At 58.8% G+C, this 16,947-nt stretch carries 31 protein-coding genes; all 31 read right to left on the bottom strand.

Annotation, left to right across the window (positions count from 1 at the left end):
- Positions 1 to 22: 22 nt before the first annotated feature.
- Positions 23 to 982, bottom strand: coding sequence for a DNA-directed RNA polymerase subunit alpha (locus tag B5E66_RS09290; RefSeq protein WP_087231936.1), 960 nt, complete (start codon positions 980 to 982; stop codon positions 23 to 25).
- 108 nt (positions 983 to 1,090) lie between these two features.
- Positions 1,091 to 1,693: a 30S ribosomal protein S4 gene (rpsD, locus tag B5E66_RS09285; protein ID WP_087231933.1), complete on the bottom strand. Its 603-nt coding sequence runs from the start codon at positions 1,691 to 1,693 to the stop codon at positions 1,091 to 1,093.
- 20 nt (positions 1,694 to 1,713) lie between these two features.
- Complete coding sequence (gene rpsK, locus B5E66_RS09280) at positions 1,714 to 2,121, bottom strand: 30S ribosomal protein S11 (RefSeq protein ID WP_087231929.1); 408 nt, start codon at positions 2,119 to 2,121, stop codon at positions 1,714 to 1,716.
- A gap of 14 nt (positions 2,122 to 2,135) precedes the next feature.
- Positions 2,136 to 2,507 carry a 30S ribosomal protein S13 gene (gene rpsM / locus B5E66_RS09275; RefSeq protein WP_087231926.1) on the bottom strand — a complete coding sequence of 124 codons (372 nt, stop codon included), beginning with the start codon at positions 2,505 to 2,507 and terminating at the stop codon, positions 2,136 to 2,138.
- A gap of 81 nt (positions 2,508 to 2,588) precedes the next feature.
- On the bottom strand, positions 2,589 to 2,702 hold the full coding sequence (gene rpmJ, locus B5E66_RS09270) for a 50S ribosomal protein L36 (protein ID WP_005921832.1): 114 nt from the start codon (positions 2,700 to 2,702) through the stop codon (positions 2,589 to 2,591).
- A gap of 33 nt (positions 2,703 to 2,735) precedes the next feature.
- Complete coding sequence (gene infA, locus B5E66_RS09265; protein WP_087231923.1) at positions 2,736 to 2,987, bottom strand: translation initiation factor IF-1; 252 nt, start codon at positions 2,985 to 2,987, stop codon at positions 2,736 to 2,738.
- Positions 2,988 to 3,277: 290 nt separating this feature from the next.
- Entirely contained in the window at positions 3,278 to 4,051 is a 774-nt protein-coding gene (gene map / locus B5E66_RS09260) for a type I methionyl aminopeptidase (RefSeq protein WP_087231920.1), read from the bottom strand.
- Between the two features lie 4 nt (positions 4,052 to 4,055).
- Positions 4,056 to 4,688 (bottom strand): adenylate kinase, encoded by a 633-nt coding sequence (locus B5E66_RS09255; RefSeq protein WP_087231917.1) that lies wholly within the window; start codon positions 4,686 to 4,688, stop codon positions 4,056 to 4,058.
- Between the two features lie 139 nt (positions 4,689 to 4,827).
- A complete protein-coding gene (gene secY / locus B5E66_RS09250) occupies positions 4,828 to 6,123 on the bottom strand; it encodes a preprotein translocase subunit SecY (RefSeq protein ID WP_087231914.1) in 1,296 nt (431 codons plus the stop codon).
- A gap of 1 nt (position 6,124) precedes the next feature.
- The gene (gene rplO / locus B5E66_RS09245) at positions 6,125 to 6,565 is read right to left on the bottom strand and encodes a 50S ribosomal protein L15 (RefSeq protein WP_087231911.1); all 441 of its coding nucleotides are present in this window, start codon (positions 6,563 to 6,565) and stop codon (positions 6,125 to 6,127) included.
- An 18-nt stretch (positions 6,566 to 6,583) separates the two neighbouring features.
- Positions 6,584 to 6,769 carry a 50S ribosomal protein L30 gene (gene rpmD / locus B5E66_RS09240; protein ID WP_087231908.1) on the bottom strand — a complete coding sequence of 62 codons (186 nt, stop codon included), beginning with the start codon at positions 6,767 to 6,769 and terminating at the stop codon, positions 6,584 to 6,586.
- 14 nt (positions 6,770 to 6,783) lie between these two features.
- Positions 6,784 to 7,284 (bottom strand): 30S ribosomal protein S5, encoded by a 501-nt coding sequence (rpsE, locus tag B5E66_RS09235; protein ID WP_087231905.1) that lies wholly within the window; start codon positions 7,282 to 7,284, stop codon positions 6,784 to 6,786.
- Between the two features lie 19 nt (positions 7,285 to 7,303).
- Positions 7,304 to 7,663, bottom strand: coding sequence for a 50S ribosomal protein L18 (rplR, locus tag B5E66_RS09230; protein WP_087231902.1), 360 nt, complete (start codon positions 7,661 to 7,663; stop codon positions 7,304 to 7,306).
- 18 nt (positions 7,664 to 7,681) lie between these two features.
- Positions 7,682 to 8,233 carry a 50S ribosomal protein L6 gene (gene rplF, locus B5E66_RS09225; RefSeq protein ID WP_087231899.1) on the bottom strand — a complete coding sequence of 184 codons (552 nt, stop codon included), beginning with the start codon at positions 8,231 to 8,233 and terminating at the stop codon, positions 7,682 to 7,684.
- A gap of 17 nt (positions 8,234 to 8,250) precedes the next feature.
- Positions 8,251 to 8,649 (bottom strand): 30S ribosomal protein S8, encoded by a 399-nt coding sequence (gene rpsH, locus B5E66_RS09220; protein ID WP_087231897.1) that lies wholly within the window; start codon positions 8,647 to 8,649, stop codon positions 8,251 to 8,253.
- Between the two features lie 116 nt (positions 8,650 to 8,765).
- On the bottom strand, positions 8,766 to 8,951 hold the full coding sequence (locus tag B5E66_RS09215; protein WP_087231894.1) for a type Z 30S ribosomal protein S14: 186 nt from the start codon (positions 8,949 to 8,951) through the stop codon (positions 8,766 to 8,768).
- Between the two features lie 18 nt (positions 8,952 to 8,969).
- Complete coding sequence (gene rplE / locus B5E66_RS09210; RefSeq protein WP_087231891.1) at positions 8,970 to 9,512, bottom strand: 50S ribosomal protein L5; 543 nt, start codon at positions 9,510 to 9,512, stop codon at positions 8,970 to 8,972.
- Positions 9,513 to 9,529: 17 nt separating this feature from the next.
- Positions 9,530 to 9,844: a 50S ribosomal protein L24 gene (rplX, locus tag B5E66_RS09205; RefSeq protein WP_087231888.1), complete on the bottom strand. Its 315-nt coding sequence runs from the start codon at positions 9,842 to 9,844 to the stop codon at positions 9,530 to 9,532.
- A 14-nt stretch (positions 9,845 to 9,858) separates the two neighbouring features.
- Positions 9,859 to 10,227: a 50S ribosomal protein L14 gene (gene rplN, locus B5E66_RS09200; protein ID WP_087231885.1), complete on the bottom strand. Its 369-nt coding sequence runs from the start codon at positions 10,225 to 10,227 to the stop codon at positions 9,859 to 9,861.
- A 49-nt stretch (positions 10,228 to 10,276) separates the two neighbouring features.
- Entirely contained in the window at positions 10,277 to 10,534 is a 258-nt protein-coding gene (rpsQ, locus tag B5E66_RS09195; protein WP_055190687.1) for a 30S ribosomal protein S17, read from the bottom strand.
- A gap of 12 nt (positions 10,535 to 10,546) precedes the next feature.
- Positions 10,547 to 10,732 carry a 50S ribosomal protein L29 gene (rpmC, locus tag B5E66_RS09190; RefSeq protein WP_087231882.1) on the bottom strand — a complete coding sequence of 62 codons (186 nt, stop codon included), beginning with the start codon at positions 10,730 to 10,732 and terminating at the stop codon, positions 10,547 to 10,549.
- Entirely contained in the window at positions 10,722 to 11,162 is a 441-nt protein-coding gene (gene rplP, locus B5E66_RS09185; RefSeq protein ID WP_087231879.1) for a 50S ribosomal protein L16, read from the bottom strand. The genes rpmC and rplP overlap by 11 nt, the downstream gene beginning before the upstream one ends.
- Positions 11,162 to 11,875 (bottom strand): 30S ribosomal protein S3, encoded by a 714-nt coding sequence (gene rpsC / locus B5E66_RS09180; RefSeq protein ID WP_087231876.1) that lies wholly within the window; start codon positions 11,873 to 11,875, stop codon positions 11,162 to 11,164. The genes rplP and rpsC overlap by 1 nt, the downstream gene beginning before the upstream one ends.
- 16 nt (positions 11,876 to 11,891) lie before the next feature.
- Positions 11,892 to 12,227, bottom strand: coding sequence for a 50S ribosomal protein L22 (gene rplV, locus B5E66_RS09175; RefSeq protein ID WP_087231873.1), 336 nt, complete (start codon positions 12,225 to 12,227; stop codon positions 11,892 to 11,894).
- Positions 12,228 to 12,246: 19 nt separating this feature from the next.
- Positions 12,247 to 12,513 carry a 30S ribosomal protein S19 gene (gene rpsS / locus B5E66_RS09170; protein WP_087231870.1) on the bottom strand — a complete coding sequence of 89 codons (267 nt, stop codon included), beginning with the start codon at positions 12,511 to 12,513 and terminating at the stop codon, positions 12,247 to 12,249.
- 16 nt (positions 12,514 to 12,529) lie between these two features.
- Positions 12,530 to 13,360, bottom strand: coding sequence for a 50S ribosomal protein L2 (gene rplB / locus B5E66_RS09165; RefSeq protein ID WP_087231867.1), 831 nt, complete (start codon positions 13,358 to 13,360; stop codon positions 12,530 to 12,532).
- An 84-nt stretch (positions 13,361 to 13,444) separates the two neighbouring features.
- Positions 13,445 to 13,741, bottom strand: coding sequence for a 50S ribosomal protein L23 (rplW, locus tag B5E66_RS09160; RefSeq protein ID WP_087231864.1), 297 nt, complete (start codon positions 13,739 to 13,741; stop codon positions 13,445 to 13,447).
- Entirely contained in the window at positions 13,741 to 14,364 is a 624-nt protein-coding gene (gene rplD / locus B5E66_RS09155) for a 50S ribosomal protein L4 (RefSeq protein WP_087231860.1), read from the bottom strand. Before rplD ends, rplW begins: the two co-directional genes overlap by 1 nt.
- Positions 14,365 to 14,378: 14 nt before the next feature.
- On the bottom strand, positions 14,379 to 15,011 hold the full coding sequence (rplC, locus tag B5E66_RS09150) for a 50S ribosomal protein L3 (protein WP_087231856.1): 633 nt from the start codon (positions 15,009 to 15,011) through the stop codon (positions 14,379 to 14,381).
- 88 nt (positions 15,012 to 15,099) lie between these two features.
- Positions 15,100 to 15,411 (bottom strand): 30S ribosomal protein S10, encoded by a 312-nt coding sequence (rpsJ, locus tag B5E66_RS09145; RefSeq protein ID WP_087231854.1) that lies wholly within the window; start codon positions 15,409 to 15,411, stop codon positions 15,100 to 15,102.
- An 844-nt stretch (positions 15,412 to 16,255) separates the two neighbouring features.
- Complete coding sequence (locus B5E66_RS09140) at positions 16,256 to 16,912, bottom strand: hypothetical protein (RefSeq protein WP_143406969.1); 657 nt, start codon at positions 16,910 to 16,912, stop codon at positions 16,256 to 16,258.
- Positions 16,913 to 16,947 lie beyond the last annotated feature (35 nt).

Raw genomic sequence — 16,947 nt, 5'->3', positions numbered from 1 at the left:
CCGTTTCACTCCTTAAACAATATTAGTTATCATCGTCTGTGTTCAACTTGAATCCGAGCGAATCCAGCTTGGCCATGACTTCCTCCAGGCTCTTGCGGCCCAGGTTGCGGACTTTCATCATCTCGTCCTCGCTCTTGCTGACCAAGTCTTCCACCGTGTTGATGCCCGCACGCTTCAGGCAGTTGAAGCTCCGCACGCTCAAGTCCAGCTCCTCAATGGTCATCTCCAGAGCCTTTTCCTTGTCGTCGGTGGTCTTCTCCACCATGATCTCGGTGCCGGCGGCCTCGTCCGACAGGTTGACGAACAGATTCAGGTGCTCGGTCAGCACACGGGCAGCCAGGCTGACAGCCTCCTGCGCGTTGATGGTGCCATCCGTCCACACTTCCAGCGTCAGCCGGTCATAGTCGGTGATCTGGCCAACGCGGGTGTTGTCCACGCTGTAGTTCACCTTCAGCACGGGGGTATAAATGCTATCGACGGGAAGGGTGTTGATGTCGTTCTTCTCGACGATGCTCTGTTTGTTGCGCTCTGCAGGCACATAGCCGCGGCCCTTGTCGAAGGTCAGCTCCATCACGAGCCGGCCGCCCTCGCCCAGGGTGGCAATGTGCCATTCAGGATTCAGGATCTCGATCTCGTCGCCCTGCTTGATGCTGTCAGCGGTGACCTCACAGGGACCGACCGCTTCGACGCGCACCGTTTTGGGACCGTCGGAATACAGCTTTGCAGCAATACCCTTCAGGTTCAGGACAATTTCGGTAACGTCTTCCTTGACGCCCTCAATGGTGGAGAACTCGTGGACTACGCCGTCGATCTTGACACTGGTCACGGCGACGCCAGGCAGAGACGACAGAAGGACTCTGCGCAGGCTGTTGCCCAGCGTGATGCCGAAACCGCGCTCCAGAGGTTCTGCTACGAACTTGCCGTAGCGGCCGTCGGGCGAGAGGCTCGCCGTTTCGATTTTGGGACGTTCAATCTCCATCATATCTATGCCCTCCTTGTAAAACCGACGTTCACCATCGGCCCATTATGCAATTCTCAAAAGAATCCGAAAGGCCAGCGGCCCACAAAAGCCGCGCCTTTCCAATGGGTTTTACTTGGAGTACAGCTCGACGATGAGATGCTCAGCGACCTCGTAGTCGATGTCGCTGCGCTCGGGCAGGCGGGTAACGGTGCCCTTCAGGGTGCCGGTCTCGCGCTCCAGCCAGGCGGGCAGAGCCACCACGGGAGCCTCGGGGCCGGTCAGCTTGGCGAACTTAGCAGAAGAGCGGCTGGACTCGCGCACTTCGATCACGTCGCCGGCCTTGACCTGGTAAGAAGGGATGTTGACCTTCTTGCCGTTGACGGTGAAGTGAGCGTGGCTGACCAGCTGGCGGGCGTCACGGCGGGTCTGAGCGTAGCCCAGACGGAACACCACGTTGTCCAGACGGCACTCCATCATCTGCAGCAGGTTCTCGCCGGTCTGGCCGGGGCGGGCGGCAGCCTTCACGAAGGTGTTGTGGAACTGCTTCTCCAGCACGCCGTAGATAAACTTGACCTTCTGCTTCTCCTTCAGCTGCATGGCGTACTCAGACTGCTTCTTGCGCATGTTGCCATTGGAGTTGCGGGTGGTATTCTTCTTTGCATAGCCCATGACTGCAGGAGAAATGCCCAGGGCCTTGCAACGCTTTGCAATAGGCTGCGTATTCTTTGCCATAATTTAGTTTCCTCCTTCGATCAGACGCGGCGGCGCTTGGGGGGCCGGCAGCCATTGTGGGGGATGGGGGTCACGTCCTTGATCAGGGTGACCTCCAGGCCGGTGGCCTGCAGGGCGCGGATGGCGGACTCACGGCCAGCGCCAGGGCCCTTGACGTAGACCTCAACGGTCTTCATGCCGTGCTCGATCGCGGTCTTGGCAGCAGTCTCAGCTGCGGACTGTGCGGCAAACGGAGTGCTCTTGCGGCTGCCACGGAAATTCAGGCTGCCGGAGGAGCACCAGGAGATAGCGTTGCCCTGCAGGTCGGTGATGGTCACAACCGTGTTGTTGAAGGTGGACTGGATATGAGCCTGACCGGCGGCAACGTTCTTGCGCTCTCTGCGCTTGGTACGGACTGCGCCCTTCTTGGCGTTATTAGCATTTGCCATTTCTCAAATCCTCCTTACTTCTTCTTGTTGGCGACCGTGCGCTTGGGACCCTTGCAGGTACGTGCATTGGTCTTGGTGCGCTGGCCACGGCAGGGCAGGTTCTTGCGATGGCGAATGCCGCGGTAGGACTGGATCTCGACCAGGCGCTTGATGTCCAGAGCAACGTTGCGGCGCAGGTCGCCTTCAACGATGATGTTGGCCTCGTCGATGTAATCACGGATCTTGGCCTCTTCTTCACGGGTCAGATCCTTGACGCGGGTATCGGGGTTGATGCCAGTGGCAGCCAGGATCTTGTCCGCAGTGGTGCGGCCGATCCCGTAAACGTAGGTGAGACCTATTTCGATCCGCTTCTCGCGGGGCAGGTCAACGCCGGCAATTCGTGCCATAATAATTTCCTCCAAAATCATCCCATGTCAGTGTCGGGGTCTGCGCCGGGACTCTACGCACTTGACCCCCTAGCGCCGGGATCAGCCCTGGCGCTGCTTGTGCTTGGGGTTCTGGCAGATGACCATCACGCGGCCTTTGCGGCGGATGACCTTGCACTTTTCGCAGATGGGCTTCACGGAAGGCTTGACCTTCATGATGTTGAACCTCCTTTTGGTTGGCCCCGGCGCTTATTTGGAGCGCCAGGTGATGCGGCCCTTCGTCAGATCGTAGGGCGACATTTCGACTGTGACCTTATCGCCGGGCAGGATGCGGATGAAGTTGGTCCGCAGCTTGCCGGAGATGTGCGCCAGCAGGGTGTGGCCGCTGGGCGTGAGCTTCCCAGTAGCTTTGTCCTCGCTCAGCATTTCCACCTTAAAGATGGCGTTAGGCAGAGCCTCGCGCACGATGCCTTCGATCTCGATAACGTCTTCTTTAGACAAGCTATTTGCCTCCTTATGGATCTGCTCAGTTTGTCTGGTACGGACGGGGGCAGTGAGCGCCACATACTTTCCTCTGCGCGGCACAAAATCCGCAAACAGACAGCGCGTCTCTGCCTGCCGAGAAAGCATCTGGCCTCCACAGCCATTATTGGATTATACACCTTTTCGCGTTGAAATGCAAGGGGTTTTTTCGTGTTTCCGATAAAAATTTCCGCCCTTTTTACGGGGCGGAAATCCTCGGTTTTTGTGCACTTCGCCGGTGGGCAGACTTTCCCCTTTCCCTGCTCTTTTTACAGGGTGAAGTTGGGGTCCTCCCAGCCGATGGTCATGATCTCGGTGCGGTCCTTCAGGATGGCCACCGAATGCTCAAAGTGGGCGGCCAGGCCCCCGTCTTTGGTCTTGACGGTCCAGCCGTCTGCCAGAGTCTTGATCTTGCAGCCATACTGGCAGATCATAGGCTCGATGGCGATGGTCATGCCGGGCACAAGCCGGGGCCCCCGGCCCGCAGTGCCAAAATTGGGAACCTCGGGGTCCTCGTGCAGCTCACGGCCAGTGCCGTGGCCCACGAATTCCCGCACCACCGAAAAACCAGCCGCCTCGCAGTAGCTCTGCACGGCGTGGCTGATGTCCCCGATGCGGTTGCCTGCTTTGGCCTGGGCGATGCCCAGGTGCAGCGACTCCCTGGTGACATCCAGCAGGCGCTGGGCCTCCAGGTCGATCTTGCCCACAGCGTAGGTGCAGGCGTTGTCGCCGTTGAAGCCGTCCACCTTGGCGCCGGTGTCGATGCTGACGATGTCGCCGGGGCGGATGACAATGTCATGGGAGGGGATGCCATGGATGACCGTGTCGTTCAAACTGATGCAGGCGGTGCCGGGGAACCCGTACAGCCCCTTGAAATTAGGGACGCCGCCGTGCTTGACGATGAACTCATAGATCAGCTTGTCCAGCTCCCATGTGGTCATACCGGCCTCGATGTGCTCGCCGCCATACTTCAGGGCAGCGGCGCTCAGGGCGTTGGCCCGGCGCATACCCTCCAACTCTTTCGCATTCTTGATCTGAATCAATGGTTTATGCCTCCAAAGCCTTCATGACTTCGGCCGTCGTAGCCTCGACGGTCGAGCCGCTCTCCACCACGGCCAGCTTGCCGCGGGTGCGATAGAACTCGATCAGGGGCTCAGTCTGGGCGTGGTATGCCTTCAGGCGGTCCCGCACGGTCTCGGGCTGGTCGTCCTTGCGGATCACCAGCTTGCCGCCGCAGGCGTCGCAGATACCTTCCACCTTGCTGGGCTTGGTGCGCACATGGTAGCTGGCGCCGCACTTTTCGCACACGCGGCGGCCGCTCATCCGGTCAAAGATCACGTTCTCGTCCACGGCCAGGTCCAGCACCTTGTCGATGCGGATGCCCATCTTCTCAATGGCCTCGGCCTGGGCGATGGTGCGGGGCACCCCGTCCAGGATAAAGCCCTTGGCGCAGTCGGGCTGGGCCAGCCGCTCTTTCAGGATGCCGATGATCACCTCGTCGGGGACCAGCCCGCCGGCGTCCATGTAGCTCTTGGCCTTCAGGCCCATCTCGGTGCCCTCCTTGACGGCGGCACGCAGGATGTTGCCGGTGGAGATGGCCGGGATGCCCAGTTTTGCGGTGAGCACTTCGGCCTGGGTGCCCTTGCCTGCACCCGGGGCGCCTAACAGAATGAGATTCATTTCCATGCTCCTTTCTTGCCTATACCTTACTTATCAGGAAATATGCAAAAAAGCACTGAAAAATCGAGGGCTCCTCTCCTTTCCAGTGCTTCTTTCGACGGTGCTTGATTCAGTTCAAAAACATCCCGTCAGGGGAACATCAGCCCAGGAAACCCTTGTGATTGCGCATGGTCATATAGCTGTCCAGGCTGCGGGTGGTGTCCAGTGCCACGCCAACGACGATCAGCATACTGGTGCCGCCCAGCTGGATGGCCACGCCGGTCAGATTGCCCAGGATGATGGGCAGTACAGCCACAAGCGCCAGGAAGATACCGCCGATCATGGTGATCTTGCTCAGCGTCTTGATGATGAAATCGCTGGTCGGCTTGCCGGGACGGAAGCCGGGGATCGAACCGTTGTTGCGGCGCAGATTGTTGGCGATCTCGATCGGGTTGTACTGGATGGAAACGTAGAAATAGTTGAACGCGACGATCAGCAGCACATACACCACCACATACAGCGCAGAGGTGTAGTTGAAGGTGCTGAAGAACGCATACCAGAACGGATGCGCCACCGGGTCCACATTGATGAAGCTGCCGATGGTGCCGGGGATGGAGCAGAAGGTGCTGGCGAAGATGATGGGCATGACGCCGCTCATGTTCAGCTTGAGGGGCAGATAGCTGTTCTGCCCGCCGATCTGCTTGCGGCCCACCACCCGCCGCGCATACTGGATGGTGATGCGGCGCTCGGCATTGGTCATGATGACGATGAACACCACCACGGCCAGTGCAAAGACCACCAGCAAAGGCAGCAGCACATAGTACAGCGGCTGTCCGCTGGAAGCGCGGGTGAGCATATCGGTGACCATGGTGGTGACCGACGACCAGTTGGAGACGATGGAAGCGAAGATGATGAGGGAGACACCGTTGCCGATGCCCTTGTCATCGATCTGCTCACCGCACCAGGTGGTCAGCTGTGCGCCTGCGGTAAAGGTCAGGATCACCACGATGGCGGTGAAGATGCCTGCGGCGCCCGCAGTGTACTTGAGTGCGCCCATATTGCGCACCAGGAAATAATAGCCGATGCTCAGCACCAGTGCGATGCCTGCGCCCACATAGCGTGTGATCTGGCGGATCTTGTTCTGGCCGTCGGATTCTTTGGCCAGGTTCTCAAGATACGGGATCGCGACGCACAGCAGCTGCACGATGATGGAGGCATTGATATAGGGTGTGACGCCTAACGCGAAAATCGTGCACCGGGACAGCGCGCCGCCGCTCATCATGTCCAGATAAGTCAGCATGCTGCCGTTTGCGAACATCGCCGTGAGCGCGTCGCCCGACACGAAGGGCACAGGGATCGCGCTGCCCAGACGGTAGACGATCAGGATGCCCAGCGTGAAGAGCAGCCGGCTCTTCAGTTCAGGGATTTTCCATGCGTTTCGGAATGTCTGAAACACCTTACATCACCTCAGCCTTCCCGCCTGCCTTCTCGATTTTCTCTTTGGCAGAAGCAGAAAAGGCTGCGGCCTTGACGGTCAGGGCCTTGGTCAGCTCGCCGTTGCCCAGGATCTTGACGCCGTCGAGGGTCTTCTTGACCAGGCCTTTCGCCTTCAGCGCTTCGGTATCCACCACGGCGCCTGCCTCAAAAACCTTCTCCAGGTCCGCCAGGTTGACGATGGCGTACCGGGTAGCAAAAACGTTGTTAAAGCCGACCTTGGGCAGACGGCGCTGCAGCGGCATCTGGCCGCCCTCGAAGCCGGCGCGCTTGACGCCGGAACGGGCCTTCTGGCCCTTGCTGCCGTAGCCGGCAGTCTTGCCATTGCCCGAGCCGATGCCGCGGCCCTTGCGGGTGCGGGCTTTGTTGGCGCCGGGAATCGCGTGTAATTCATGAAGATTCATTGCGTGTACCCCCTGCTGTTACGCTTCGGTGACGCTGAGCAGGAAGCCGATCTTTGCGATCTTGCCCTGCGTAGCGGCATTGTCAGGCTGAACGGTCACGTCGCCGGGCTTCTTCAGACCCAGGGCCTCAGCAGTAGCGATCTGCTTTTTGCCGCGGCCGATCAGGCTCTTCTTCAGCTCGATCTTGAGCATCTTATCTGCCATGGTGTGTACCCTCCTCAGCCAAAAATTTCTTTGACGGTCTTGCCCCGCTTCTCAGCGACAGACTCGGCGCTGACCAGGCCGCACAGACCTGCAAAGGTAGCGGAAACAACGTTGATGGGGTTGTTGGAACGCATCGACTTCGCACGGATGTCCTTGATGCCGGCTGCCTCGATGACAGCACGGACAGGGCCGCCGGCGATCATGCCGGTACCAGGGGCAGCGGGCTTGAGCAGGACAGCGCCTGCGCCGTACTTGCCCACGATCTCGTGGGGGATGGTGGTGCCCTTGGTGGCGATCTTGTGCATATTCTTCTTGGCAGCGGCCTCACCCTTGCGGATGGCCTCGGGCACTTCGCCCGCCTTGCCGATGCCGTAGCCGATGGTGCCCTTGCCGTCGCCCACGACCACCAGAGCGGCAAACTTCATGATGCGGCCGCCCTTCACGGTCTTGGACACGCGGTTGATGGAGACCACCTTGGTGATCATGCCGTCGTCTTCACGGTTTCTCATAGCCATAACTGTCTTCCTCCTCTCGTTACAGCTTCAGGCCGCCCTCGCGGGCGCCCTCAGCCAGGGCCTTGACACGGCCATGATACACGAAACCGCCGCGGTCGAACACGACCTCAGTGATGCCCTTGGCCAGGGCGCGCTCTGCGATCTTCTTGCCGATCTGGGTGGCTGCCTCGACGTTGCCGCCGAAGCCCTCGAAGTCCTTGTCCAGGGTGGACGCCGACACCAGGGTCACGCCCTTCTCATCATCGATGACCTGAGCGTAAATATGCTTGGCGGAGCGGAAAACATCCAGGCGAGGACGTGCGGCGGTGCCGCTGATCTTGCCGCGAACGCGGCGATGACGACGAAGACGGGCTTCGTTCTTGTCGATCTGCTTAACCATTGTCTTTCACTCCTTACCTTATTTCTTGCCCTTGCCGGCTTTGCCTTCCTTGTGCTTGACGACCTCGCCCTTGTAGCGGATGCCCTTGCCCTTGTAAGGCTCGGGCGGCTTCTTGGCGCGGACTTCAGCGGCAAACTGGCCGACCTTCTGCTTGTCGATACCGGTAATGGTGAAGTTGTTGGGATCCTGCCACTCGATCTTGATGTCATCGGTGTCGGAGATGATCACCTGGTGGGAATAGCCCAGGTTCATCACCAGGTTGGAGCCCTGCTTCTGGCAGCGCAGGCCGACGCCCACGATCTCCATCTGCTTGGAGTAGCCGTTGACCACGCCGTTGACCATGTTGGCGATGTTGGTGCGGGTCAGGCCGTGCAGGCTCTTGGCCAGCTTCTCGTCATTGGGGCGGGTAACCAAAACCTCATTGCCCTCGACCTTGACGGTCATCAGGGGATGATAGTTGGAATTCAGGCTGCCCTTGGGGCCCTTGACGGCGACGGTGTGTGCTGCCTCATCGACAGTGACAGTGACGCCGGCAGGAATGACGATGGGTTTTCTTCCAATTCTCGACATTGTCTTTTACCCCTTTCTTACCACACGTAGGCCAGGACCTCGCCGCCGACGTGCGCAGCACGAGCAGCCTTGTCGGTCATGACGCCCTTGGAGGTGGAAATGATCGCGATGCCCAGGCCCTTCATGACGCGGGGCATATTCTCGCAATTGGTGTAGATGCGCAGACCAGGCTTGGAGATGCGCTTCAGGCCGGCCAAAACGGGCTCGCCGTTGGCCTGGTACTTCAGGTTGAGCACGATGGTGCCCTGGACAGTGTCGTTCTTGACCTGCATGCTCTTGACGTACCCTTCGTCGACCAGGATCTGGCAGATGGCCTTCTTCATGTTAGAAGCCGGGATCTCCACAGAAGGGTGTTTGGCAGTGCTGGCGTTGCGGATGCGGGTGAGCAGGTCCGCGATAGGATCGGTGATTTGCATGCCACTAACCTCCTTAGATTAGCTTTGCGTTGTGTTTGTTCTTTCTATAATGATACCGCCCCGAAACGTATCTGCGCCCCGGGGCGGGTATCCAACTACCTCAAAGCCCCTGGGACTTACCAGGAAGCCTTCTTGACGCCCGGGATCTCGCCCTTGTAGGCCAGCTCACGGAAGCACACACGGCACACGCCGTACTTGCGCAGCACCGAGTGGGGCCGGCCGCAGATGCGGCAGCGGGTGTATGCGCGGGTGGAGAACTTTGCAGGGCGGGCCTGCTTGAGCTTCATAGACAGCTTTGCCATTTTGGTTAATCTCCTCCCTTAGTTATTCTCGAAGGGGGCGCCCAGAGCCTTCAGCAGCTCCTTGCCCTCCTCGTCGGTCTTGGCGGTGGTGACGAAGCAGACATCCATGCCGCGGACTGCATCGACCTTATCGAAGTCGATCTCGGGGAAGATGATCTGCTCACGGATGCCGCAGGCAAAGTTGCCGCGGCCGTCGAATGCGTTGCCGTTGATGCCGCGGAAGTCGCGCACGCGGGGCAGCGCAACGTTGAAGAAGCGGTCAACGAACTCATACATCCGCTCGCCCCGCAGAGTGACCTTGCAGCCGATGGGGGTGCCGGCGCGCAGCTTGAAGTTTGCAACGCTCTTCTTGGCGCGGCAGATGACTGCCTTCTGGCCGGTGATCTGGGCCAGGTCCTTCATGACCGACTCCAGGATCTTCTCGTTCTCCTTGGCCTCGCCGCAGGCGACGTTGATGACCACCTTGTCGAGCTTGGGGATCTGCATGACGCTCTTGTAACCGAACTTCTTGTTCAGAGCAGGAGCAATTTCATTGACATACTGTTCTTTCAAACGAGCCATTGTTCCATACTCCTTTCTTACAGCTCAGCGCCGCACTTCTTGCAGACGCGGACCTTCTTGCCGTCCTTTTCCACATGGCCCACGCGCACAGCCTTGCCGCACTTGGGGCAGATGGGCATCACCTTGGAAGCGTACATAGCGCCCTCGGCCTTGACGATGCCGCCCTGCTCGCCCTGACGGCGGGGCTTGACGTGCTTGGTAACCATGTTCTGGCCTTCAACAATGACCTTGCCTTCGGAGGGGCTGACCTGCAGAACCTTGCCGGTGTGGCCCTTGTCCTTGCCGCTGATGATCATAACGTTGTCGCCGGTTTTAACATGAAGATGATTCATAATTTAAAACCTCCTTACAGCGATTCCGGAGCCAGGCTCAGGATCTTGGTGTAGCCGGCATCACGCAGCTCGCGGGCCACAGGTCCAAAGATGCGGGTGCCCTTGGGGCTCTTGTCGGCCATGACGATGACGGCGGCGTTCTCATCGAAACGGATGTAGGACCCGTCGTCGCGGCGGACGCCATGCTTGCTGCGCACGATGACAGCCTTCACAACGTCGCCCTTCTTCACGGTGCCGCCGGGGGCTGCCTTCTTGACGGAGCAGACCACGACGTCGCCAATATTTGCATATCTCTTGCGGGTACCGCCCAGCACGCGGAAGCACATCAGCTCTTTGGCACCGGTGTTGTCGGCAACTTTGAGATAAGTTTGCATCTGAATCATATCAGACTTCTCCTTTCAAACTGTTCAAAGCAGCGGGGGCCGAAAAGGCTTACTTTGCCTTCTCGACGATACGGACCAGGCGCCAGCGGACATCCTTGCTCAGGGGGCGGCACTCCATGATCTCAACACGATCACCGATGCCGCACTCGTTCTTCTCGTCACGAGCCTTGAACTTGGCGGTGCGCTTCAGGATCTTCTTGTACAGGGGGTGCTGCACGCTGTCCTTGACGGCAACCACGATGGTCTTGTCCATTTTGTCGGATACGACCACGCCGACGCGGGTCTTGCGCAGATTACGTTCTTCCATCGTTTAACCTCCTTACTGCTTCTCAGCCAGAACCGTCATCACACGGGCGATGTCGCGCTTGACTGTCTCGATGCGGCCGGGGTTCTCCAGCTGGTTGATGGCATGCTGGAAACGCAGGTTAAACAGCTCTGCCTTCAGGTCTGCCAGCTTGCTGGTCAGCTCTGCAGGCTGCATTTCGCGGAGTTCATTAGCCTTCATTGGTGCCATCCTCCTTCACGGAGTCCTCACGGACAACAAATTTGCACTTGATGGGCAGCTTGTGCATGGCCAGGCGCAGAGCCTCGCGGGCAGTTGCCTCATCGACATCTGCCAGCTCAAACAGCACGCGGCCGGGCTTGACAACGGCGACCCAGTACTCGGGAGAGCCCTTACCGGAGCCCATGCGGGTCTCGGCAGGCTTCTCGGTGACGGGCTTGTCGGGGAAGATCTTGATCCAGACCTTGCCGCCACGCTTGATATAACGGGTCATGGCGACACGGGCGGCCTCGATCTGTGCGGAGGTGATCCAGGCCGGCTCCAGGGCAACAAGGCCGTACTGGCCCTGGCACACCACGTTGCCGCGGGTGGCCTTGCCGGTCATGCGGCCGCGCTGGACGCGGCGGTATTTAACACGCTTAGGCAGTAACATTACTTGTTGCCTCCTTCCTTCTTGGGAGCGGTCTTGGCGTTCTTGGCGCTCTTGAGGACCTCGCCCTTGTAGATCCACACCTTGACGCCGATGCGGCCGTAGGTGGTGGCAGCCTCTGCAAAGCCGTAGTCGATGTCGGCGCGCAGGGTCTGCAGGGGGATGGTGCCCTCGTGATAGCTCTCGGTGCGGGCAATATCAGCGCCGCCCAGACGGCCCGAGCACATAGCCTTGATGCCCTTTGCGGGGACAGTGCTGCGGTCGCGGGGGCTCATGGCATTGCGGATGCACTGCTTCATGGCGCGGCGGAAGGTGACGCGGTTCTCCAGCTGACGGGCGATGTCCTCAGCCACCAGCTGTGCGTTGGTGGAGGGGCTCTTGACCTCGATCACGTTGACCACGATGTTCTTGCCGTACTCCTTGCAGAGCTTGCTCTGCAGGGCGATGCGCTCCTCACCGCCCTTGCCGATCACCATGCCAGGCTTGGCGCAGTAAACGTTGACGGTGACGCGGGGTGCGCTGGTGGAAGAATCCACCGTGCGCTCGATCTCGATCTTGGGGACACCGGCGTCCTTGAGCAGAGCCTTCAGCTCGGTGCGGATCTTGTGATCCTCCACCAGGTTATCGCTGAAGTCCTTCTTGGAAGCAAACCAGCGGCTGTCCCAGTCTTTAATAACGCCGACACGAAGCCCGTGCGGATTAACTTTCTGGCCCATTTGTTTACCTCCTCACTTACTCTTTCTCTTTCAGAACGACGGTCATGTGGCTGGTGCGCTTCAGGATGCGGTAGCCGCGGCCCTGGGCGCGGGGCATCATCCGCTTCAGCGTGGGGCCGGGGCAGACGTAGCACTCGGCCACATAGAGGTTGTTCTTATCCATATTGAAGTTGTTCTCAGCGTTTGCAGCAGCAGACTTCACCAGCTTCAGAAGGGGCTCACAAGCGGCCTTCGGGGTGTACTGCAGGATCGCCATCGCTTCGTCCAGGGGTTTGTTGCGGATGAGGTCCATCACGATCGAAACCTTGCGAGGACTAATGCGGGCATAACGAAGAATTGCCCGAGCTTCCATGTTTGTGTTCCTCCTTCACTTACTTAGAATTGCCGGTGTGGCCCTTGAAGGTGCGGGTGGGCACGAACTCACCCAGCTTGTGGCCAACCATATCCTCGGTCACGTACACAGGCACATGCTTGCGGCCGTCATGAACGGCGAAGGTGTGGCCCACGAACTCGGGGAAGATGGTGGAGGCCCGGCTCCAGGTCTTGATGACCTGCTTCTTGCCGGAAGCATTCATGGCTTCCACGCGCTTCATAAGAGCAGGCTGGACGAAAGGTCCCTTTTTAATACTTCTACCCATGGTCTACACTCCTCTCTTACTTGCCGGCACGCTTCACGATCAGCTTGTCGGAGCGCTTGTGATGCTTGCGGGTCTTGAGGCCCAGTGCGGGCTTGCCCCAGGGGGTCATAGGCCCGGAGTGGCCGATCGGGGCGCGGCCCTCGCCACCGCCGTGGGGATGGTCGTTGGGGTTCATGACAGAACCACGGCTGCCGGGACGGATGCCCATGTGGCGCTTACGGCCGGCCTTGCCCAGGTTGACGTTCTCGTGGTCGATGTTGGAGACCTGGCCGATGACTGCGGTGCAGTTCAGGGGCACGTTGCGCATCTCGCCGGAGGGCAGACGGATCAGGGCGTAGCCATTCTCCTTGGCCATCAGCTGTGCCATGTTGCCGGCGGAGCGGACCAGCTGGGCGCCGCGGCCGGGGTACAGCTCGATGTTATGGATGATGGTACCGACGGGGATGTTCTCGAAGGGCAGGCAGTTGCCGGGCTTGATGTCGGCGCCGGCGCCCGAGATGATGGTGTCGCCCACCTTCAGGCCTTCGGGGCAGACGATATAGCTCTTGACGCCGTCGGTGTACTCGATCAGGCAGATGAACGCGCTGCGGTTGGGATCATACTCGATGGTCTTGACGGTAGCGGGGACATCCAGCTTCTGACGCTTGAAGTCGATGACGCGGTACTTGGTGCGGTTGCCGCCGCCGTGGTGACGGACGGTGATCTTGCCGGTGTTGTTGCGGCCGCTGTGCTTCTTCATGGGCTCCAGCAGGCTGCGCTCAGGGGCGACCTTGGACAGGACACTGTAGTCCGTGACGGTCATGCCGCGGCGGCCCGGGGTAGTGGGGCCGTATTTCTTGATAGCCATTGTGCTATTCTCCTTTTGCTTATCTCATGAATTATTATCGGGGTCATATCCCCATAGCGGGGCCCTCGGCGGGCCCGGCCCTCATCAGACCATGCTGTTGAAGAATTCGATCTCCTTCGAATCCTTGGTCAGGGTGACGATGGCCTTCTTGGAAGCGGCGGTGTAGCCGCCGTGCAGGCCCTGGCGGCGGAAACGGCCGCGGACCGAAATGGTGTTGACCTTGCTCACCTTGGTGCCGGGGAACAGAGTCTCCACAGCCTGGGCGATCTCGATCTTGGTCGCGTCGGTGGCGACCTTGAAGGTGTACTTCTTGTCAGCGATGCCAGCCATGGAGTTCTCGGTGATGACCGGCTTCAGGATGATGTCATGTGCGGTTTTCATTAGCCAAGCACCTCCTCGAGCTTCTTCGCTGCGCCTTCGCTGAGGATCAGCTTGTCGGCGTTCAGCACGTCATAGGTGTTCACGCTGCCGGCGAAGGTGGTCTTGACGCCCTGGATGTTGGCGGCGCTCTTGACGAACATGGGATCAACGTTCTCGTTGACCACCAGGTTCTTCTTGCCGGCGCCGATGGCATTCAGCATCTGGACCACAGCCTTGGTCTTGTAGGCCTCCACAGCCAGGCTGTCCACCACGATCATGTTGCCGTTTGCAGCCTTGTCGCTCAGCACGCTGAGCAGGGCCAGGCGGCGAACCTTATTGTTGATGTGGTAGCTGTAGCTGCGGGGCTTGGGGCCCAGGGCGACGCCGCCGTGGGTCCACTGGGGAGCACGGATGGAACCCTGACGGGCGTGACCGGTGCCCTTCTGGCGCCAGGGCTTCTTGCCGCCGCCAGAAACTTCCTTGCGGATCTTGGTGTTCTGGGTGCCCTGGCGCTGGTTGGCCAGGAAGTTCACGACTGCGATGTGAACAGCCTTCTCGTTCGGGGTGATGCCGAACACGGCGTCGGAAAGCTCGATCTCGCTGACCTTTTTGCCGTTCCGATCGACTACGTCAAATTTTGCCATTGTAGCTTTCCTCCTTAGGCCTTCACGCTGTTGGCCAGGGTGATGATGGTGCCCTTAGTGCCGGGCACTGCACCCTTGACAGCGATCAGATTGTTCTCGGTATCCACCTTGACCACCGTCAGGTTCTGCACGGTGACCCGCACAAAGCCCATGTGGCCGGGCAGGCGCTTGCCGGGATAAACGCGGCTGGGGGTCGAGGTCGAGCCGTTGGAACCTGCATGCCGTGCAACGGGGCCGGTGCCATGGCTCTCGCGCAGGCGGTGCTGGCCGTAGCGCTTGATGACGCCCTGGTAGCCCTTGCCCTTGGAGATGCCGGCCACGTCCACCTTATCGCCAGCGGCGAAGACGTCAGCCTTGATCACATCGCCCACATTCAGACCGGACACGTCCTCGAGGCGGAACTCGCGGAGAGTCTTCTTGGGGGCCACGTTGGCCTTCTTGAAGTGGCCTGCTGCTGCCTTGTTGACCTTCTTGGCGGAAACCTCGCCAAAGCCAAGCTGGACAGCCTGATAGCCGTCGCTCTCGACAGTCTTCTTCTGCACCACGGTGCAGGGGCCTGCCTCGATGACGGTCACAGGGATGACCTTGCCATTTTCGTCAAACAGCTGGGTCATACCGACCTTTTTGCCGATAATGCCTTTAACCATTTTCTTTTCCTCCTGTAAAGGTTATTGGTTGGCGGCGCACGTCACCGCCAACATGACCCCTCGGGAAACGAGGGCCCGAGCCAAAGCCTTACAGCTTGATCTCGATGTCCACGCCAGCGGGGAGCTGGAGGCTCATCAGAGCCTCGACCGTCTTGTTGGACGGCTTCAGAATGTCGATCAGGCGCTTGTGGGTGCGGCTCTCGAACTGCTCACGGCTGTCCTTGTACTTGTGGGTCGCACGCAGGACGGTGACCACCTCACGATCGGTGGGCAGGGGGATGGGGCCGGACACGCGGGCGCCGGTGCGCTTTGCGGTCTCGACGATCTTCTCTGCTGCCGCATCGATCAGCTGGACATCGTAGCTCTGAAGACGGATTCTGATCTTTTCCTTGACTGCCATTTGGTTGTGCCTCCTGATAATGTTAGTATGGGCAACTCGATCAATCACTGCACACAGTTCCGGGTGTCTCACGTCTTCGCATTAGAAAAGCCGGTAAACCGCCCATTGCAGTTTTCCCGGAAAACAACCTAGCAAAGACAAACAGACATTGGTCCGCATCGCGCAGCGGCGCGGGGACATATCCCTTCACTGTCAGTAATTCTTTCGCCCGGTTCGTAGATCGGACATACTCCGCGGAAATAACCCGCATCGGCCAAGCCGTGCGGCAACCTCCCGCATCAACGCATATCGTGGCCTGCACGACTTGTATCGCACAAGCCCTTTGCAGCCGTCAGATATTTTACCATATCCCGGCCTATTTTGCAAGCCCTTTTTTGAAAAAAATCAAACTTTTTTTCGCGGGTTTTTGGGACGCCGCCCTATGCCCCGCAGCTTCCTTATGATACTACAAACCCGGCCGTTCCGCAAGATGTAATTGTGCACAAAGCATAAAGAATTCGCTCCATCTTTGGCACAAGGCTGCCCAAAACGGCAGAAAGTGCCACCCCGCCGCGCAGATCCTCCTACATATATATAAGTACAGGCAAGGCCGCAGCAAGGCAGACAACAACAATGCGGGGGCCGGCCGCATGGCCGACCCCCGCAGAGGGACCCTATCTTTCGTGACGCAAAAGTTCTTTTGTTTTGGTGCGATCAACAACAGAAGGAATATTGGTTCTATTCCTCTTTGCCGCCACATCGGATGGGTGTTTTACCCGAGCGCGCCGGTGGTCTCTGGCACCCGCTCGCCCCTTATATCATCTCCCGGTATGGTGCCCCGGGGGTGTTATAAGTAAAGTTCAAGTTACTTAGAAGTGCCAGTGCTGGTGCTAGACTTCTCAACCATCACTGCAACCAGATAGCAGCTGTCGCCAGTGTTGTCGTTAGTAACTTTCGTCATCTCAACATAGCCCTTGTAAGCATGGCTGAAGTCTTTGTTACCAGAGATATTGCCGCCTTCATAGAACATATCCTTCATGCCATCAACGCCATTCATGACATATTCTGCAACTTTATCAGTGGACGCAACAGAACCATCGACCAGATAAGTCCAGATGTAGGTCTGATCCCAGTTCTCAAGATGCTTTGCAGCGCTCTCGGCCAACATCTCAACCTCAGGCAGAACACCATCGAACTGGTCTGCAATCGCATCAATAATGTCCTTATCTTTAGCAGAAGTCACAATCGTGGGAACGCCAGCATTCTGGATGTCTTCATAGGTAACCTTCTCTGCGCCCTTAGCGACAGCTGCTGCCAACTTAGCGTTGGATGCAAAGCTGAGCTGCTCTTTCTGCTTCTCAGACAGCTCGTTATTCATAGCAGAGACAATAGGAGCGGCTGTGACAGTAGTCCCACTGCTGGAAGAGCCACCGTTACCGTTGCCGCCATCCTTGCAGCCAGCCAGCATGCTGACGGCCATGATGCCGGCCAGCGCCAGAGAAGCAATCTTCTTGAGTTTCATAATGAATTTTTCCTCCTTATGGTGTATAAAAGATA

It is taken from the genome of Faecalibacterium sp. An121 (assembly GCF_002160915.1).
In the GTDB taxonomy this organism is placed as follows: domain Bacteria; phylum Bacillota; class Clostridia; order Oscillospirales; family Ruminococcaceae; genus Faecalibacterium; species Faecalibacterium avium.
This window is presented reverse-complemented; position numbering and strand designations above follow the sequence as displayed.

Coding starts and splice junctions, on each gene's coding strand:
- rpsM (WP_087231926.1), bottom strand. CDS start 2,507: ATGGCACGAATTGCCGGCGTTGACCTGCCCCGCGAGAAGCGGATCGAA.
- rpsK (WP_087231929.1), bottom strand. CDS start 2,121: ATGGCAAATGCTAATAACGCCAAGAAGGGCGCAGTCCGTACCAAGCGC.
- rplB (WP_087231867.1), bottom strand. CDS start 13,360: ATGGCTATCAAGAAATACGGCCCCACTACCCCGGGCCGCCGCGGCATG.
- rpmJ (WP_005921832.1), bottom strand. CDS start 2,702: ATGAAGGTCAAGCCTTCCGTGAAGCCCATCTGCGAAAAGTGCAAGGTC.
- rpsD (WP_087231933.1), bottom strand. CDS start 1,693: ATGGCAAAGAATACGCAGCCTATTGCAAAGCGTTGCAAGGCCCTGGGC.
- rplX (WP_087231888.1), bottom strand. CDS start 9,844: ATGAATCATCTTCATGTTAAAACCGGCGACAACGTTATGATCATCAGC.
- rpsJ (WP_087231854.1), bottom strand. CDS start 15,411: ATGGCAGTCAAGGAAAAGATCAGAATCCGTCTTCAGAGCTACGATGTC.
- rplE (WP_087231891.1), bottom strand. CDS start 9,512: ATGGCTCGTTTGAAAGAACAGTATGTCAATGAAATTGCTCCTGCTCTG.
- rpmC (WP_087231882.1), bottom strand. CDS start 10,732: ATGAAGGCTAATGAACTCCGCGAAATGCAGCCTGCAGAGCTGACCAGC.
- rplR (WP_087231902.1), bottom strand. CDS start 7,663: ATGGTTAAGCAGATCGACAAGAACGAAGCCCGTCTTCGTCGTCATCGC.
- B5E66_RS09215 (WP_087231894.1), bottom strand. CDS start 8,951: ATGGCAAAGCTGTCTATGAAGCTCAAGCAGGCCCGCCCTGCAAAGTTC.
- B5E66_RS09255 (WP_087231917.1), bottom strand. CDS start 4,688: ATGAATCTCATTCTGTTAGGCGCCCCGGGTGCAGGCAAGGGCACCCAG.
- rplW (WP_087231864.1), bottom strand. CDS start 13,741: ATGAAAACCGCACATGACATCATCCTGAAGCCGGTCATCACCGAGAAC.
- rpsH (WP_087231897.1), bottom strand. CDS start 8,649: ATGCAAATCACCGATCCTATCGCGGACCTGCTCACCCGCATCCGCAAC.
- rpsE (WP_087231905.1), bottom strand. CDS start 7,284: ATGGCTATGAGAAACCGTGAAGACGACGGCATGATCACCAAGGTGGTC.
- rplV (WP_087231873.1), bottom strand. CDS start 12,227: ATGGAAGCTCGGGCAATTCTTCGTTATGCCCGCATTAGTCCTCGCAAG.
- rpsC (WP_087231876.1), bottom strand. CDS start 11,875: ATGGGCCAGAAAGTTAATCCGCACGGGCTTCGTGTCGGCGTTATTAAA.
- rpmD (WP_087231908.1), bottom strand. CDS start 6,769: ATGGCAGATAAGATGCTCAAGATCGAGCTGAAGAAGAGCCTGATCGGC.
- rplD (WP_087231860.1), bottom strand. CDS start 14,364: ATGGCAAAATTTGACGTAGTCGATCGGAACGGCAAAAAGGTCAGCGAG.
- rplC (WP_087231856.1), bottom strand. CDS start 15,011: ATGGTTAAAGGCATTATCGGCAAAAAGGTCGGTATGACCCAGCTGTTT.
- rpsQ (WP_055190687.1), bottom strand. CDS start 10,534: ATGGAAGAACGTAATCTGCGCAAGACCCGCGTCGGCGTGGTCGTATCC.
- rplP (WP_087231879.1), bottom strand. CDS start 11,162: ATGTTACTGCCTAAGCGTGTTAAATACCGCCGCGTCCAGCGCGGCCGC.
- B5E66_RS09140 (WP_143406969.1), bottom strand. CDS start 16,912: ATGAAACTCAAGAAGATTGCTTCTCTGGCGCTGGCCGGCATCATGGCC.
- rplN (WP_087231885.1), bottom strand. CDS start 10,227: ATGATTCAGATGCAAACTTATCTCAAAGTTGCCGACAACACCGGTGCC.
- rpsS (WP_087231870.1), bottom strand. CDS start 12,513: ATGGGTAGAAGTATTAAAAAGGGACCTTTCGTCCAGCCTGCTCTTATG.
- B5E66_RS09290 (WP_087231936.1), bottom strand. CDS start 982: ATGATGGAGATTGAACGTCCCAAAATCGAAACGGCGAGCCTCTCGCCC.
- rplF (WP_087231899.1), bottom strand. CDS start 8,233: ATGTCGAGAATTGGAAGAAAACCCATCGTCATTCCTGCCGGCGTCACT.
- rplO (WP_087231911.1), bottom strand. CDS start 6,565: ATGAATCTTCATGAATTACACGCGATTCCCGGCGCCAACAAAGCCCGC.